This window comes from Pseudomonas sp. NPDC077186 (assembly GCF_044543505.1).
Classification (GTDB): domain Bacteria; phylum Pseudomonadota; class Gammaproteobacteria; order Pseudomonadales; family Pseudomonadaceae; genus Aquipseudomonas.
In genome coordinates this window covers 1-14,785 of the sequence record NZ_JBITWE010000002.1, presented here as the reverse complement: position 1 = coordinate 14,785, position 14,785 = coordinate 1, and the positions used below count along the sequence as shown (strand labels likewise).

The window sequence follows — 14,785 nt, the reverse complement described above, 5'->3', positions numbered from 1 at the left end:
CTGGGGTTGTGAGCTAGCTCTTGTTGTAGCTCTGGGCTTCGTCGAGGCGGCCGTTGAGTTCGGCCTTGTGCGCCGGCGGCAGCTCGTTCCAGTGCACGTCGAGCAGGGCGCCCTCGATGGCGTAGAGCAGCACCTTGGAGGCGCGAAAACCGCGGGCGCGCACTGCACGATAGGCGCCGACCGCACCGTAGCGGCGCAGGTCGTTGGCGCTGTGGATGCCGACGGCGTGCAGCCATTGCGCCGAGGTCTTGCCCAGGTTCTTCAGGTGTTGCAGCTCGTCGTTCATCGGGCCTCCATGCGTGGCGTGAGGAAGAGGTTCACGTAGGCGTGCCTGCCAGGAAGTGTAGCGGCCAATTGACAGTGCGCCGCTCGCCGTCGTCGCCCCAGGCGGCGCGCAGCGCCGGCGTCAGCTCGGCCACCGGGTCGCGGCCGTGACGCTGCTCCCAGCGTTGCACCGCCGACCAGGTGCGCAGGTAGCCGAGCAGTTGCGCCAGGTCCCAGTGCGCCGAGAGGGCGAAGGGCGGCACTGGCAGGGGCTGCAGCGGCGCCTGGATATCGCGGTAGCCGGCATCGACGCTGCCGCGGCCCGTCGGCCAGCAGCCGGCCAGGGTGCTGGCGTAGAAGTGCTCGATCAGCGGATCGAGCCGCGCATCGATGCTCATCAGGCTGTAGCACCAGGCGCAGAACAGCCCGCCAGGGCGCAGCAGACGGGCGACTTCGGCGAAGAACGCGGCGTCGGCGAACCAGTGCAGGGCCTGGGCGACGACGATCAGGTCGACGCTGGCGTCGGCCAGCGGCTGCTGGCGCGCATCGGCTGCCAGCAGGTGCAGGCCGGCGGCCGGGGGCGTTTGCGCCAGCTGGGCGGCGCTGGCGTCGCAGGCCAGCACCCGTTCGAAGTGGCGCAGCAGGGGATGGCTGGCCTGGCCGTTGCCGCAGGCGATATCCAGCGCCAGGCGCCGGCCCGGGCTGTGTGCGGCCAGCCAGTCGAACAGGGCGTCCGGGTAGGCCGGGCGGAAGCTGGCGTAGGCGTCGGCGCGCGCGCCGAACAGTTGGGCAACGTCGCTCATGTCACTTGCTGCGATAGCGCAGGCGGGTGCCGAAATTCACCGACATGAGAATTTCGTCCGCGCTCAGTTCGACCGGAAAGTAGGCGCCGGAAATCTGCGCGTGGGCCAGGCTGGCGCCCTCCAGCCGGGCGTGGCGCAAATCCAGGCCGCGCAGATCGGCTCCGCGGAAGTAGGCATCGGTGAAGATCACCCCGGCGGCGTCCAGGCTGCGCAGGTCGAGCCCGCGAAAGTCGCCGCCGGACAGGTCGACGGCGACATCCGTGGGTTTCTGCGCGTTGAAGGCGGCGATGTCGTCGTTGCGCAGCAGACGATAGAGCGGGTGGTCGAGCTGGCGTGGTTGGCTCATGGGGGCTACCGGTGGCGAGTTCACCGGCAGTATAGAAGCCGCGCCGCGCTTTGCCCGGCGCGGCGTGCCAACTTGTGCTGGACGGGGCTCAGAGCCCCGGCAGGCGTTGGCGGATACGCTCCACCAGGCTGTCCAGGCTGGCGCTGTCGTGGGTGTCGACGCGCTTGCTGTGGGCCAGCTCGTCGTCGTCGAGCGCCTCGCGCGTGGCCTGCTGCGCCTGGATCACCTCGAGGGTGGCGTCGGAGGGGTCGCGCCCCTCGTTCTGGCGCTGCGCCAGCCAGCCGGCGATCACCGCTTCGGGCGCCTGGCAGTCGAGGATCAGCAAGGGCGTACCGGTCTGTTCGGCGACTTCGCTGGCGGCCCGGCGTTGCTCGGCCTTGAGGTAGGTGGCGTCGATCACCACCGGGAAGCCGGCCTGCAGCGTCTGGCGCGCCAGCTGGTGCAGGCGCGTGTAGGTGGCGGCGCTGGCATCGGCGCTGTAGATGCCGTCCGCCAGTTGGCCCTGGTGGGCGGCGTCCTGCTCGCCGAACAGGCGCTTGCGCTCGACGTCGGAGCGCAGGCGGATGGTGCCCAGGGCCTCGACCAGGCGCAGCGCCACGTGACTCTTGCCGACGGCCGAGACGCCGTGGGTGATGGCCAGAAAGGGCGAGGGAATGGCGCTGTAGCTTTCCGCCAGGGCGGCGTAGGCGCGGTATTGGCGCAGGATCACCGCGCGCTGCACCGGGTCCTGCTCCTGGCCGAGGCGTAACAGCGCGACCTTGCCGCGCACCATGGCGCGGTAGGCCTTGTAGAAGTTCAGCAACTGCAGCGCGGCATAGTCGCCGGTGCGCTCCAGCCAGGCGCTGACGAAGCGCCGCGACAGGCACTTGAGGCCGCGGTCTTCCAGGTCCATGGCGAGGAAGGCGGCGTCCGCGGTGACGTCGATCAGGCGGAACGGCTCGTTGAACTCGATGCAGTCGAACAGCACCACGCGGCCGTCGATCTGCGCGACGTTGCCCAGGTGGATGTCGCCGTGGCACTCGCGAATGAAACCTTGTGCCTTGCGCTCGGTCAGAAGCGGCTGCAGCCGTGCGTAGCTGGACTGCGCCCAGGCTTCGAGGGCATCGAGTTGCTGCAGATCGGCCTTGTCGGCGAGCAGCGGGCGGATCTGTTCGAAGTTCTGCTGCACCGGGGCCATCACCGCCTCAGCCGTGCCCAGCGGGTGCTCCTGCGGCACCCGCGGCGCGCTCAGGTGGAAGGCGGCGATCTGCTCGGCGAGCGCGTCGATATGCGCATCGCCCAGCTCGCCGCGCGCCTGCACGGCGCTGAGCAGCTGCTCCTGGGGAAACTGGCGCATCTTCAGCGCGTACTCGATGGCCGGCGTGTCGCCGCCCAGCACCGGCGCCTCGGCGCTGCCGCCGATGGCCAGGACCTCCAGGTACAGGCCGTCGGTCAGGCGTTGGTTCAGGCGCAGCTCTTCCTCGCAGAAGTGCTTGCGCGCGGCGAGGTCGGTGAAATCGAGGAAACCGAAGTTGACCGGTTTTTTGATCTTGTAGGCATAAGAACCAGTGAGCAAAACCCAGGAAATGTGGGTCTCAATCAGTTGAAACCCCTCCACAGGATGCGGATACAGGGCCGGGTTCTGCAATGCGGCAATCAGGGCTTGGCTCACGTTCGATCCTTGTTATAGACGCTGTTCGAGGTCGGCATTATGGCCGCTGTGAGCTGCTCTGCAAACCGTCCGGGCGGCGCTGCTGGCCCCTATGTAAAGTGCGTATAATCCCGCCATGACTCGAAAACGCTCCCCCCGCTCAAGCAAGAAATCCCGTTCCTCCGGTCTGCGTCCCTGGCTCGCCTGGGGGCTCAAGCTCGGCCTGGTCGGCCTGGTGATCCTCGCCGGTTTCGCCGTTTACCTCGACGCCGTGGTGCAGGAGAAATTCTCTGGCAAGCGCTGGACGGTGCCGGCCAAGGTCTACGCGCGGCCGCTGGAACTGTTCGTCGGCCAGAAGCTGGGCAAGGACGACTTCCTGCGCGAGCTCGACGCCCTGGGTTACCGCCGCGAAAGCGTGGCCTACGGCCCGGGCGCGGTGTCGGTGGCCGGCAACAGCATCGAACTGCACAGCCGCGGCTTCCAGTTCTACGAGGGCGTCGAGCCCTCGCAGCGGGTGCGCGTGCGCTTCTCCGGCGACTACGTGGCGGGTCTGACCCAGGCCGATGGCGGCAACCTGGCGGTGGCGCGGCTGGAGCCGCTGCTGATCGGCGGGCTGTACCCGGCGCACCAGGAAGACCGCATCCTGATCAAGCTGGACCAGGTGCCGGCCTACCTGATCGATGCGCTGGTGGCGGTCGAGGACCGCGACTACTTCGATCACTTCGGCGTCTCGCCCAAGGGCATCGCCCGCGCCATGTGGATCAACGCCACCTCGGGGCGCCTGGTGCAGGGCGGCAGTACCCTGACCCAGCAGTTGGTGAAGAACTTCTACCTGACCAACGAACGCACCCTGGTGCGCAAGGCCACCGAAGCGATGATGGCGGTGCTGCTGGAGCTGCACTACGACAAGCGCGAGATCCTCGAGGCCTATATGAACGAGGTGTTCCTCGGTCAGGACGGCCAGCGCGCGGTGCACGGCTTCGGCCTGGCCAGCCAGTACTTCTTCAGCCAGCCGGTCGCCGAGCTGAAGCTGGAGCAGGTCGCGTTGCTGGTCGGCATGGTCAAGGGGCCGACCTTCTACAACCCGCGGCGCAACCCCGAGCGCGCGCTGGAACGACGCAACCTGGTGCTCGACCTGCTCGCCGAGCAAGGGTCGATCACCGTCGAGGAAGCCGCCGCCGCCAAGCAGAAACCCCTGGGCGTGACCGCGCGCGGCAGCATGGCCGACAGCACCTTCCCGGCCTTCCTCGACCTGGTCAAGCGCCAGCTGCGCGAGGACTACCGCGAGCAGGACCTGACCGAAGAAGGCCTGCGCATCTTCACCAGTTTCGACCCCATCCTCCAGCTCAAGGCCGAGGAGGCGCTGGCCGAGACCCTCAAGCGCCTGGCTGGGCGCAAGGGGGTGGACGAGGTGCAGGCCGGCATGGTGGTGACCAACCCGGAAACCGGCGAGGTACAGGCCCTGATCGGCAGCCGCCAGCCGCGCTTCGCCGGCTTCAACCGCGCGCTCGATGCGCTGCGGCCGATCGGCTCGCTGATCAAGCCGGCAATCTACCTGTCGGCGCTGGAGCGGCCCAGTCAGTACACCCTGACCAGCTGGCTGGAGGACGAACCCTTCTCCATCAAGGGCCAGGACGGCCAGGTGTGGAAGCCGCAGAACTACGATCGCAAGGCCCACGGCACCATCTACCTGTACCAGGGGCTGGCGCAGTCCTACAACCTGTCCACGGCCAAGCTCGGCCTGGAAATCGGCGTACCCAACGTGCTCAAGACCCTCGAGCGACTGGGCGTCGAGCGCCAGTGGCCGGCTTATCCGTCGATGCTGCTGGGCGCCGGCGCGCTGACCCCGATGGAAGTGGCGGACATGTACCAGACCCTGGCCAACGGCGGCTTCAATACGCCGTTGCGCGGCATTCGCAGCGTGCTCACTGCCGACGGCGAGCCGCTCGGTCGCTATCCCTTCCAGATTCAGCAGCGTTTCGATCCGGGCGCCATCTACCTGGTGCAGAACGCCATGCAGCGCACCATGCGCGAGGGCACCGGGCGTTCGGTGTACAGCCAGCTGCCCAGCTCGCTGAACCTGGCGGGCAAGACCGGCACCAGCAACGACTCGCGCGACAGCTGGTTCGCCGGCTTCAGCCAGGATCTGCTGGCGGTGGTCTGGCTCGGCCGCGACGACAACGGCCCGACCCCGCTGACCGGCGCCACCGGCGCCCTGCAGGTGTGGGCCGGCTTCATGCGCAAGGCCGACCCGCTGCCGCTGGACATGCCGATGCCGGACAACGTCACCCAGGCCTGGGTCGACGGCTACAGCGGCCAGGGTTCGGCTTCGGGTTGCCCGAATGCGGTGCAGATGCCTTATATTCGCGGCAGCGAGCCGGCCCCCGGGCCTGCCTGCGGCATCCAGGCGCCGGTCGAGTCGGTGATGGACTGGGTGCGCGGCTGGCTGAACTGAGGGGCGGACGGATTTGGCGTTTTCTGAAGAGGATTGCATGTGAACAACAAGTGGCTTGCCGCGATGCTGGCAACGACGGTGCTGGGCGGTTGTAGCACGGTGCCGCAGGGCTCGATTCCGGTCATCGACGCCGGCGCTCCGCTGTCGTCCGGCAGCGTCGGCGGTGGATCCCCCGCGGGAAGTCCGGCGGCCGCGCCGCAGCGGATCGAAGAGGATTCCGGGGTGGTGGTGATGGTGCCGCAGGGCGTCGTTTCGGCCCCGCTGCAGACCAGCCCGCAGCCCATTAGCTCCAGCGGCGGCCTGACCTTCGACCCGCCGCCGGTCAGCCAGCCGGCGGTGCCGGCCCAGGGCGGTTTCAGCGCGCCCGCGCCAAGCATGCCCAGCGGCATCTCCAGCGGCGGCGGCCTGGCCGCCGACGAACAGCTCGACGGCCCGGTGCTGGCGCTGTTGACCACGGCCCAGCAGCAGCAGGGCAGCGGCGACCTCAACGGCGCGTCCTCCAGTCTGGAGCGTGCCCAGCGCATCGCCCCGCGCGAGCCACAGGTGCTCTATCGCCTAGCCGAGGTGCGTCTGGCCCAGGGCGATGCGGCGCAGGCCGAGCAGTTCGCCCGTCGTGGCCTGACCTACGCCAGCGGTCGTCCGGCGTTGCAGGCCAGCCTGTGGAACCTGATCGCCCAGGCGCGCGAGCGCCAGGGCGACCCGGCCGGCGCCGCGCAGGCGCGCGAACGGGCGCGGGTCAGTCTCTGATGGAGGCCCGCGTCGCGTTGTTGGCCGAGCAGTTGTTGCTGATTGAGCGTGAGTTGCGTCTGCTCGGCTGGTGGGAGGAGCAGGCGCCCTGCGCCGAGGCCCTGGCCAGCCAGGAGCCGTTCTGCGTCGACAGCCTGACCTTCGAGCAGTGGCTGCAGTGGATCTTCCTGCCGCGCATGAAACAGCTGCTCGAGGCGGACGCCGCGCTGCCGTCGGTATCGGGGATTCAGGTCATGGCCGAGATGGTCTATCGCGAACAGCCGGGCGTTGCGCGCCGGCTGCTGGAGTTGTTGGGCGAGTTCGATCGCCTGCTGACGGCTGCGCCCTGACGGGCGCACGCAGGATGGGTCAGTTGCAGTTTTCCGCGATGGACTTCTTCAGCTCGGCGATACGCTCCTGACGCTCGTTCTCGTCGATGCGGCGCACCTCGCCTTCGTCCTCGATGCGCAGGCGCGGATTGTTCTCCAGTTGCGCCAGGTTGGTGCGGGCGCTTGCGCAGTATTGCTTGCGCTCGGCCTCCTGCTTCGCCACGTCTTCCTTGACCTTCTTGTCGATAGCCGCCTGTTCCGGGTCGAGCAGCTCCTCGACGCTGGGCGCGGGCTCGGCCGGCGCCTGGCGCGGCGGCGGGGCGGAGGTGTTGATCGCGGTGGCTGATTGGCCCTGCGGCGGCTGCGCGCTGAAATGGGTCACGCCCTGCGCATCCACCCACTTGTAGACCTGGCTGGCCATGGCGGTTGCGCTCAGGGCAAGCATCAAACTGCCAGTAAGAATCATGTGGCGCATGCGGTTTCCTTTCTCAAGAGCTGCGGTGCTGCCGGTTACTATAACCAAAAGCCGGCAATCTTCATCCTGCGCTGCGTCACAGCGAAGGATCGAATAATCGGTTAGACATCGCTTGACTTGCCCCCGTCGAACCCGAACAATCCAGCCTTCCCCGCAGTGGAGTCCGCCGCAAGCGTCCTCCAGCTCGGGGCAAAGAGGCGCTACCCGCGCCGAACCGTGACACCCGCAACGCGTTACCTCGCGCTGGGAGGGTCAGCCCCGCAAGACCATGGGCTGCTCCGTTACTCGTCAAGCTGATGTTCCGAATCCACGATCACCGTCGTGCGTGTCCGCTGACAGTAAGACCTACTTAGGGCTACCCGTTGGCGGGTGGCATACTGGCGTTCAAGAGGTGAACAACGTGGAGCTTTTATCTGGCGCTGAAATGGTCGTCCGCTTCCTGCGTGACGAAGGCGTTAAGCACATCTACGGGTACCCTGGTGGTGCTCTCCTGCATATCTACGATGCCCTGTTCAAAGAACCGGAAGTGACCCACATCCTGGTTCGTCACGAACAGGCAGCGACCCATATGGCCGACGGCTATGCCCGCGCCACCGGCAAGGCCGGCGTGGTGCTGGTGACCTCCGGCCCCGGTGCGACCAATGCCATCACCGGCATCGCCACCGCCTACATGGACTCCATCCCGATGGTGGTGATCTCCGGCCAGGTGCCGAGCGCCATGGTCGGCACCGATGCCTTTCAGGAAACCGACATGATCGGTATCTCCCGGCCCATCGTGAAACACAGCTTCATGATCAAGCACCCTTCGGAAATTCCCGAAGTGATGAAGAAGGCCTTCTATCTCGCCGAATCCGGCCGTCCTGGCCCGGTGGTGGTGGACATTCCCAAGGACATGACCAACCCGGCCGAGAAGTTCGAGTACGTCTATCCGAAGAAGGTCAAGCTGCGCTCCTACAGCCCGGCCGTGCGTGGTCATTCCGGGCAGATCCGCAAGGCCGCCGAGATGCTCCTGGCCGCCAAGCGTCCGGTGATGTACTCGGGCGGCGGGGTGATCATGGGCGGCGCCGCGGCGCCGTTGACCGAACTGGCGCAGATGCTCAACCTGCCGGTGACCAACACCCTGATGGGGCTGGGCGGCTACCCGGGCACCGATCGCCAGTTCCTCGGCATGCTCGGCATGCACGGCAGCTACACCGCCAACCTGGCGATGCATCATGCCGACGTTATCCTGGCCGTCGGCGCGCGCTTCGACGACCGGGTGATCAACGGCCCGGCCAAGTTCTGCCCGAACGCCAAGATCATCCACATCGACATCGACCCGGCCTCGATCTCCAAGACCATCAAGGCCGACATCCCGATCGTCGGTCCGGTGGACAGCGTGCTGACCGAGATGGTCGCCATCCTCAAGGAAATCGGCGAAACCCCGAACAAGGACACCGTCGCCAGCTGGTGGAAGCAGATCGACGAGTGGCGCGGCAGCGGTCGCCTGTTCCCCTACAACGAGGGCGACGGCTCGATCATCAAGCCGCAGACCGTGATCGAAACCCTGTGCGAAGTGACCCGCGGCGATGCCTTCATCACCTCTGATGTCGGTCAGCACCAGATGTTCGCTGCGCAGTATTACCGTTTCAACAAGCCCAACCGCTGGATCAACTCCGGCGGCCTGGGCACCATGGGCTTCGGTTTCCCTGCTGCGATGGGCATCAAGCTGAACTTCCCGGATGCCGACGTGGCGTGCGTCACCGGCGAGGGCAGTATCCAGATGAATATTCAGGAGCTGTCGACCTGTCTGCAGTACGACCTGCCGGTGAAGATCGTCAACCTGAACAACGGTGCGTTGGGCATGGTCCGCCAGTGGCAGGACATGCAGTACAACAGCCGCTACTCGCACTCCTACATGGAGTCGCTGCCGGACTTCGTCAAGCTGGCCGAGGCCTATGGCCACGTGGGCATGCGCATCACCCAGCTCAAGGACCTCAAGCCCAAGCTGGAAGAAGCCTTCGCCCTGAAGAACCGTCTGGTGTTCCTCGACATCGCGGTGGACGACAGCGAGCACGTCTATCCGATGCAGATCAGAGACGGTGCCATGCGCGACATGTGGCTGAGCAAGACGGAGCGGACCTAAGATGCGACACATCATCTCCCTGCTGCTGGAAAACGAGCCGGGCGCACTGTCCCGTGTGGTCGGTCTGTTCTCCCAGCGCAACTACAACATCGAAAGCCTGACCGTGGCGCCGACCGAGGACCCGACCCTGTCGCGTCTGACGCTGACCACTGTCGGTCATGACGAGGTGATCGAGCAGATCACCAAGAACCTCAACAAGCTGGTCGAGGTGGTCAAGCTGGTCAACCTGTCGGAGAGCGCCCATATCGAGCGCGAGCTGATGCTGGTCAAGATCAAGGCCACCGGCGCCCAGCGCGCCGAGGTCAAGCGCACCACCGACATCTTCCGTGGGCAGATCGTCGACGTGACCAGCAGCGTCTACACCGTGCAGTTGGCCGGAACCAGCGACAAGCTGGACAGCTTCATCCAGGCCATCGGCACCGCGTCGATCCTGGAGACTGTGCGTAGTGGCGTCACCGGTATCGCCCGCGGCGACAAGGTACTGAGTATCTGAGCGCAGCGTCGAGAAGAGCCCCGCCTGGTGCGGGGCTTTTTATTGCCTGGATTACTGTTGGCGGTTCCAGAACGCCGCGATCAGCGGATCCTTGAGGCGCTTTTCCAGGGCAAACAGGCCGATGTCGTAGGCGGTCAATGGCGGCTGGATATCGTAGATGCGGATGCGCGCGGTCAGGGGGCTGTTGTCGAGGACGATCTGCGGCACCACGCCGATGCCGAAGCCCAGGCTGACCATGCTGACGATGGCTTCGTTGCCGCTCACCTGGGCATAGATCCGCGGTTTGATGTTGTGGCTTCTCAGCCAGCGATCGGTGCGGGTGCGGGCCAGGCCCTCCTCCGAGAGAATCATCGGCACGTCCTTCCAGCTCTCCGCGCTAGGTTGCCTAAGCTGTTCCTCGGTCAATAGCTGAGGTGACTGCGGGCCGATAAAGCAAAGGGCCGAGCGGGCGATTGATTGAAAGGCGACGCCGACCGGCAAGCTGTCTGGGCGGGCGCCGATGGCGAGATCCTCCAGCCCCTGCTGCACCCGTTCGACGGCGGTTGCCGGGTCGCCGGTGTGCAGCTTCATTTCGATGCGTGGGTAGTCCTGGCGGAAGCTGCTGAGGATGTCGTAGAGGAAGCTGTAGCTGGCCGTTACCGAGCAGTACAGGGACAGTTCGCCGTGCAGGATCAGCTGATCCTGCTTGAACCGCTGGCGAATGGCCTGCCAGCCGTTGATGACCTCGCTGGCATATTCGCGAAACTGTTGCCCCTCGCGGGTCAGGCGGACCGAGCGATTGTCGCGCAGGAACAGTGTTGCGCCGAGTTCGTCTTCCAGTTGCTTGATGCTGCGACTGAGCGCGGAAGGGCTGACGTGCTGCTCGCGGCTGGTTTTGCCGAAGTGCAGGTTGTCGGCCAGGGACAGAAAGAGCCTGAGTGCGTGGCTATCCATAACTGCTTCATATATCGGCATGTTGTATTGCAAATATATCATTTTACGCAATGGGGCGGATCACTTAAGGTGCCTCTGTCGCGGTGCTTGCACCCCCATCCCTTTCGATTCAAAGAGCCAAGACCATGAAAGTTTATTACGACAAAGATTGCGACCTCTCGATCATTCAGGGCAAGAAAGTCGCCGTTATCGGCTACGGTTCCCAGGGCCATGCCCAGGCGTGCAACCTGAAGGACTCCGGTGTCGACGTCACCATCGGTCTGCGCAAGGGCTCCGCTACCGTTGCCAAGGCCGAAGCCCATGGCCTGAAGGTCACCGACGTGGCCAGCGCCGTTACCGCCGCCGACCTGGTCATGATCCTCACCCCGGACGAGTTCCAGGGCCGCCTGTACAAGGAAGAGATCGAGCCGAACATCAAGAAGGGCGCCACCCTGGCCTTCTCCCACGGCTTCTCGATCCATTACAACCAGGTCGTACCGCGTGCCGACCTCGACGTGATCATGATTGCGCCGAAGGCTCCGGGCCACACCGTACGCTCTGAGTTCGTCAAGGGCGGCGGTATCCCTGACCTGATCGCCATCTACCAGGACGCCTCCGGTAATGCCAAGAACGTCGCCCTGTCCTACGCCGCTGGCGTCGGCGGCGGCCGTACCGGCATCATCGAAACCACCTTCAAGGACGAGACCGAAACCGACCTGTTCGGCGAGCAGGCCGTGCTCTGCGGCGGTTGCGTCGAGCTGGTCAAGGCCGGTTTCGATACCCTGGTCGAAGCCGGTTACGCGCCGGAAATGGCCTATTTCGAGTGCCTGCACGAGCTGAAGCTGATCGTCGACCTGATGTTCGAAGGCGGCATCGCCAACATGAACTACTCGATCTCCAACAACGCCGAGTACGGCGAGTACGTCACCGGTCCGGAAGTGATCAACGAGCAGTCGCGCGAAGCCATGCGCAACGCGCTCAAGCGCATCCAGAACGGCGAGTACGCCAAGATGTTCATCAGCGAAGGCGCCACCAACTACCCGTCGATGACCGCCTACCGCCGCAACAATGCCGCGCACGGCATCGAAGTGGTCGGCGAGAAGCTGCGTGCGATGATGCCGTGGATCTCCGCCAACAAGATCGTCGACAAGACCAAGAACTAAGGTCTGCGATGTGCGAAAGAACGCGGCTCGATGCCGCGTTTTTTCATTCTGCGGCAAGGCTTCTGGTATAAAGCCTGGGCGTTGAGCGCTGCCCGTGAGGGCGCGCGGTGCGCCATTCTTCAAATCAGTTGCAAGGTGTTGTTCATGAGTGAAGGTCACGAAGAGCCGAAGCGGGGCGCCGACGAGGTCGAAAGCCTGCTGCCGATCGATGAGCACGTGGAGGAGGGGCAGGACGCCGAGGGGCGCAAGGTGCGTCATCGCGGCATCTACCTGCTGCCCAACCTGTTCACCACGGCCAACCTGTTCGCCGGTTTCTACGCCATCATCAATGCGATGAACGGCAACTTCTACGTCGCCGCGGCGGCGGTGTTCGTCGCCATGGTGCTCGACAGCCTGGATGGTCGTGTCGCCCGCCTGACCAACACGCAGAGCGCCTTCGGCGCCGAGTACGATTCGCTGTCCGACATGGTCGCCTTCGGCGTCGCCCCGGCCCTGCTGGCCTTCGAGTGGGCGCTGGGCAGCATGGGCAAGGTCGGCTGGATGGTCGCCTTCATCTATGTCGCCGGCGCGGCGTTGCGTCTGGCGCGTTTCAATACGCAGATCGGCAGCGTCGACAAACGCTACTTCATCGGCCTGGCCAGCCCGGCTGCGGCCGGCGTGGTGGCCGGCACGGTGTGGGCCTTCAGCGACTTCGGCATCAAGGGCTCGAACATGGCCTTCGCCGTGGCGGTGCTGGTGGCGGCGGCCGGTATGCTGATGGTCAGCAATATCAAGTACTACAGCTTCAAGGATCTGGATCTGAAGGGGCGTGTGCCCTTCGTCGCCATCCTCGCGGTGGTGCTGGTGTTTGCCGTGGTGTTCAGCGATCCGCCGCGCATCCTGCTGATCATCTTCCTCGCCTATGCGGCCTCCGGCCCCATTCAATATTTGTTGCAACTGCGCCGCCGCAAGACCGCGGACTGATGTAATAAAACCTCGGCTCCGCGGTCTATTGGCCCGTCACCTGCCTTTGCCGCGGAGCCATCATGCTGATTCGAATTCCTCCCGCCTCTGCCGCCTCCGAGTCCGAGGTCACCGCAGAAGCCGTTTACCTCTCCCGGCGCCGGTTCATGGGCGGCAGTCTCGGCCTGGCCTCGCTCGCCGCCTTGCCCGCTCTGTCCTTCGCAGGCGGCAGTGGTTACGCCGATGTGGAGGCGGTCGACGAGCCGGCCTGGTTCAAGGGCAAACTCGGCAGCGTGCGCTGGCAGGCGGTTACCGCCGGCGACGAAGCCATCACGCCGTACAAGGATGCGTCGCGCTACAACAACTTCTACGAGTTCGGCCCCAACAAGGGCGACCCGGTGCGGCATGCCGCGCAGTTCAAGGTCGAGCCCTGGACGGTGCTGATCGATGGCGAGGTCGGCAAGCCCGGGCGCTACGACATGGCGGTGCTGGCCGAACCGCAGCAGTTGGAGGAGCGCATCTATCGGCTGCGCTGTGTCGAGGCCTGGTCGATGGTCATTCCCTGGCTGGGTTTTCCCCTGGCGGATCTGCTCAGCCAGGCCGAACCCACCAGCCAGGCCAGGTACGTGCGTTTCGAGACCCTGGTCGACGCCGAGCGCATGGTCGGCCAGCGCTCCGGGTTTTCCCTAATCGACTGGCCCTACGTCGAAGGCTTGCGTTTGGACGAGGCCATGCATCCGCTGGCTTTCATGGCGGTGGGCATGTATGGGCGCACGCTGCCGGCGCAGAACGGCGCGCCGCTGCGTCTGGTGGTGCCGTGGAAATACGGTTTCAAGAGCATCAAGTCCATCGTGCGCATCAGCCTGGTACGGGACGAGCTGGTCAATACCTGGCAGGCGCTGGCACCCAATGAGTATGGCTTCTACGCCAACGTCAACCCGCAGGTGGATCATCCGCGCTGGTCGCAGGCGCAGGAGCGGCGTCTGCCGAGCAGCCTGTTCAGCCCCAATGTGATGAAGACCCGGCTGTTCAACGGCTATGACGAAGTCGCCGGCCTCTATAGCGGTCTCGATCTAAGGAAGCACTACTGATGCGTTATCTCGGGTGGCGCAGCGCGGTATTCATGGCGGCCTTGGCGGTGCCGCTCTACTGGCTGTACCAGGCCTGGATCTTTGCCCTGGGCGCCGACCCGGGCAAGACGCTGGTCGATTATCTGGGGCTGGGCGCCCTGGTTCTGCTGTTGCTCACCCTGTCGATGACGCCGTTGCAGCGTCTCAGCGGATGGGGTGGCTGGATCGCCGTACGCCGGCAGCTTGGCCTCTGGTGCTTTACCTATGCCGTGCTGCATCTGTCGGCCTATGCGGTGTTTCTGCTGGGGCTGGATGTCGAGCAGCTGCTGGTCGATCTGCGCAAGCGGCCCTATATCATCGTCGGCATGCTGACCTTTATCGGCTTGTTGCTGCTGGCCCTGACCTCCAATAGGTTCAGCATTCGCCGGCTCGGCAAGCGCTGGAAGGCGCTGCACCGGCTGGTTTATCCGATTCTGCTGCTGGCGCTGCTGCATATGCTCTGGGTCGTGCGTGCTGATCTGGGCGAGTGGCTGCTGTATGCCGTGATCGGTGCCTTCCTCTTGCTACTGCGTTTCCCGCCGATATCTGCGGCCTGGCAGGGCTTTGGGCAGTGGTTGCGCAATACTTTGCGCAGGAACCCAATAAAAGCTTGACGCGTTTTCCTCAGACGGTAGAATGCGCGCCACTTCAGCGATGAAGCTCTTCAAAAACTTCTTGTTAATCAATAAGTTAAGTTTAAAAGAGGGGTTGCAAAGCTGGATCTGGCGTGTAGAATGTGCGCCGGTCGACAGGGTGCTGGTTGGATCCTGTCGGTGCTTCGGTCGAATGGATCGAAGGCGGTAAAAGAGGTGGTTGACAGCGGTTTTGAACGCTGTAGAATGCGCCTCCCGCTGACGAGAAGATGTTCGGATCGAAGGCGCAAGCGGTTGAGTAGAAAAGAGTTTCTCCGGAAACAAATTCGAAAAACAGCTTGACGGAAAGATGAGGTGCTGTAGAATGCGCGCCTCGGTTGAGGCGAAAGACTTGGCCAACTGTTCTTTAACAACTGAATC

At 64.8% G+C, this 14,785-nt stretch carries 15 protein-coding genes; 9 read left to right on the top strand and 6 right to left on the bottom strand.

The features are described from left to right. Positions 1-13: 13 nt before the first annotated feature. From ACIGKL_RS08730 to ACIGKL_RS08715, 4 genes are all read right to left on the bottom strand, one after another. On the bottom strand, positions 14-286 hold the full coding sequence (locus ACIGKL_RS08730) for a TfoX/Sxy family protein (protein WP_021445779.1): 273 nt from the start codon (positions 284-286) through the stop codon (positions 14-16). Between the two features lie 31 nt (positions 287-317). Next, positions 318-1,067 (bottom strand): class I SAM-dependent methyltransferase, encoded by a 750-nt coding sequence (locus tag ACIGKL_RS08725; protein WP_397486284.1) that lies wholly within the window; start codon positions 1,065-1,067, stop codon positions 318-320. Between the two features lies 1 nt (position 1,068). Next, on the bottom strand, positions 1,069-1,413 hold the full coding sequence (locus tag ACIGKL_RS08720; RefSeq protein WP_397486283.1) for a pentapeptide repeat-containing protein: 345 nt from the start codon (positions 1,411-1,413) through the stop codon (positions 1,069-1,071). Positions 1,414-1,501: 88 nt separating this feature from the next. After that, positions 1,502-3,064 (bottom strand): AAA family ATPase, encoded by a 1,563-nt coding sequence (locus ACIGKL_RS08715; protein WP_397486282.1) that lies wholly within the window; start codon positions 3,062-3,064, stop codon positions 1,502-1,504. Between the two features lie 115 nt (positions 3,065-3,179). Here ACIGKL_RS08715 and mrcB point away from each other — a divergent pair, with 115 nt between their 5' ends. From mrcB to ACIGKL_RS08700, 3 genes are all read left to right on the top strand, one after another. Beyond that, positions 3,180-5,498: a penicillin-binding protein 1B gene (mrcB, locus tag ACIGKL_RS08710; RefSeq protein WP_397486281.1), complete on the top strand. Its 2,319-nt coding sequence runs from the start codon at positions 3,180-3,182 to the stop codon at positions 5,496-5,498. Between the two features lie 63 nt (positions 5,499-5,561). Next, positions 5,562-6,245, top strand: a complete 684-nt coding sequence (locus ACIGKL_RS08705) for a tetratricopeptide repeat protein (RefSeq protein WP_397486845.1) — start codon at positions 5,562-5,564, stop codon at positions 6,243-6,245. Beyond that, positions 6,245-6,574, top strand: a complete 330-nt coding sequence (locus ACIGKL_RS08700) for a YqcC family protein (RefSeq protein WP_397486280.1) — start codon at positions 6,245-6,247, stop codon at positions 6,572-6,574. The genes ACIGKL_RS08705 and ACIGKL_RS08700 overlap by 1 nt, the downstream gene beginning before the upstream one ends. Positions 6,575-6,593: 19 nt before the next feature. Here the strand turns inward: ACIGKL_RS08700 and ACIGKL_RS08695 are convergent, their stop codons facing one another. Beyond that, positions 6,594-7,028 (bottom strand): DUF4124 domain-containing protein, encoded by a 435-nt coding sequence (locus ACIGKL_RS08695; protein ID WP_397486279.1) that lies wholly within the window; start codon positions 7,026-7,028, stop codon positions 6,594-6,596. Positions 7,029-7,428: 400 nt separating this feature from the next. Here ACIGKL_RS08695 and ACIGKL_RS08690 point away from each other — a divergent pair, with 400 nt between their 5' ends. Together ACIGKL_RS08690 and ilvN are read left to right on the top strand one after the other, a co-directional pair. Further along, complete coding sequence (locus ACIGKL_RS08690) at positions 7,429-9,153, top strand: acetolactate synthase 3 large subunit (protein ID WP_397486278.1); 1,725 nt, start codon at positions 7,429-7,431, stop codon at positions 9,151-9,153. A 1-nt stretch (position 9,154) separates the two neighbouring features. Beyond that, positions 9,155-9,646 (top strand): acetolactate synthase small subunit, encoded by a 492-nt coding sequence (ilvN, locus tag ACIGKL_RS08685; RefSeq protein WP_397486277.1) that lies wholly within the window; start codon positions 9,155-9,157, stop codon positions 9,644-9,646. Positions 9,647-9,697: 51 nt separating this feature from the next. On the opposite strand, the gene ilvY is transcribed toward ilvN, so the two are convergent. Next, positions 9,698-10,579: an HTH-type transcriptional activator IlvY gene (ilvY, locus tag ACIGKL_RS08680; protein ID WP_397486276.1), complete on the bottom strand. Its 882-nt coding sequence runs from the start codon at positions 10,577-10,579 to the stop codon at positions 9,698-9,700. Positions 10,580-10,704: 125 nt separating this feature from the next. Between ilvY and ilvC the strand changes: the two genes are divergently transcribed. The 4 genes from ilvC to msrQ all read left to right on the top strand — a co-directional run bounded on the left by ilvC (position 10,705) and on the right by msrQ (position 14,386). Continuing rightward, positions 10,705-11,721 (top strand): ketol-acid reductoisomerase, encoded by a 1,017-nt coding sequence (ilvC, locus tag ACIGKL_RS08675; protein WP_397486275.1) that lies wholly within the window; start codon positions 10,705-10,707, stop codon positions 11,719-11,721. Positions 11,722-11,865: 144 nt separating this feature from the next. After that, the gene (gene pssA, locus ACIGKL_RS08670) at positions 11,866-12,684 is read left to right on the top strand and encodes a CDP-diacylglycerol--serine O-phosphatidyltransferase (RefSeq protein ID WP_397486274.1); all 819 of its coding nucleotides are present in this window, start codon (positions 11,866-11,868) and stop codon (positions 12,682-12,684) included. Positions 12,685-12,746: 62 nt separating this feature from the next. Further along, complete coding sequence (gene msrP / locus ACIGKL_RS08665) at positions 12,747-13,754, top strand: protein-methionine-sulfoxide reductase catalytic subunit MsrP (RefSeq protein WP_397486273.1); 1,008 nt, start codon at positions 12,747-12,749, stop codon at positions 13,752-13,754. Further along, the gene (gene msrQ, locus ACIGKL_RS08660; protein WP_397486272.1) at positions 13,754-14,386 is read left to right on the top strand and encodes a protein-methionine-sulfoxide reductase heme-binding subunit MsrQ; all 633 of its coding nucleotides are present in this window, start codon (positions 13,754-13,756) and stop codon (positions 14,384-14,386) included. The genes msrP and msrQ overlap by 1 nt, the downstream gene beginning before the upstream one ends. Positions 14,387-14,785 lie beyond the last annotated feature (399 nt).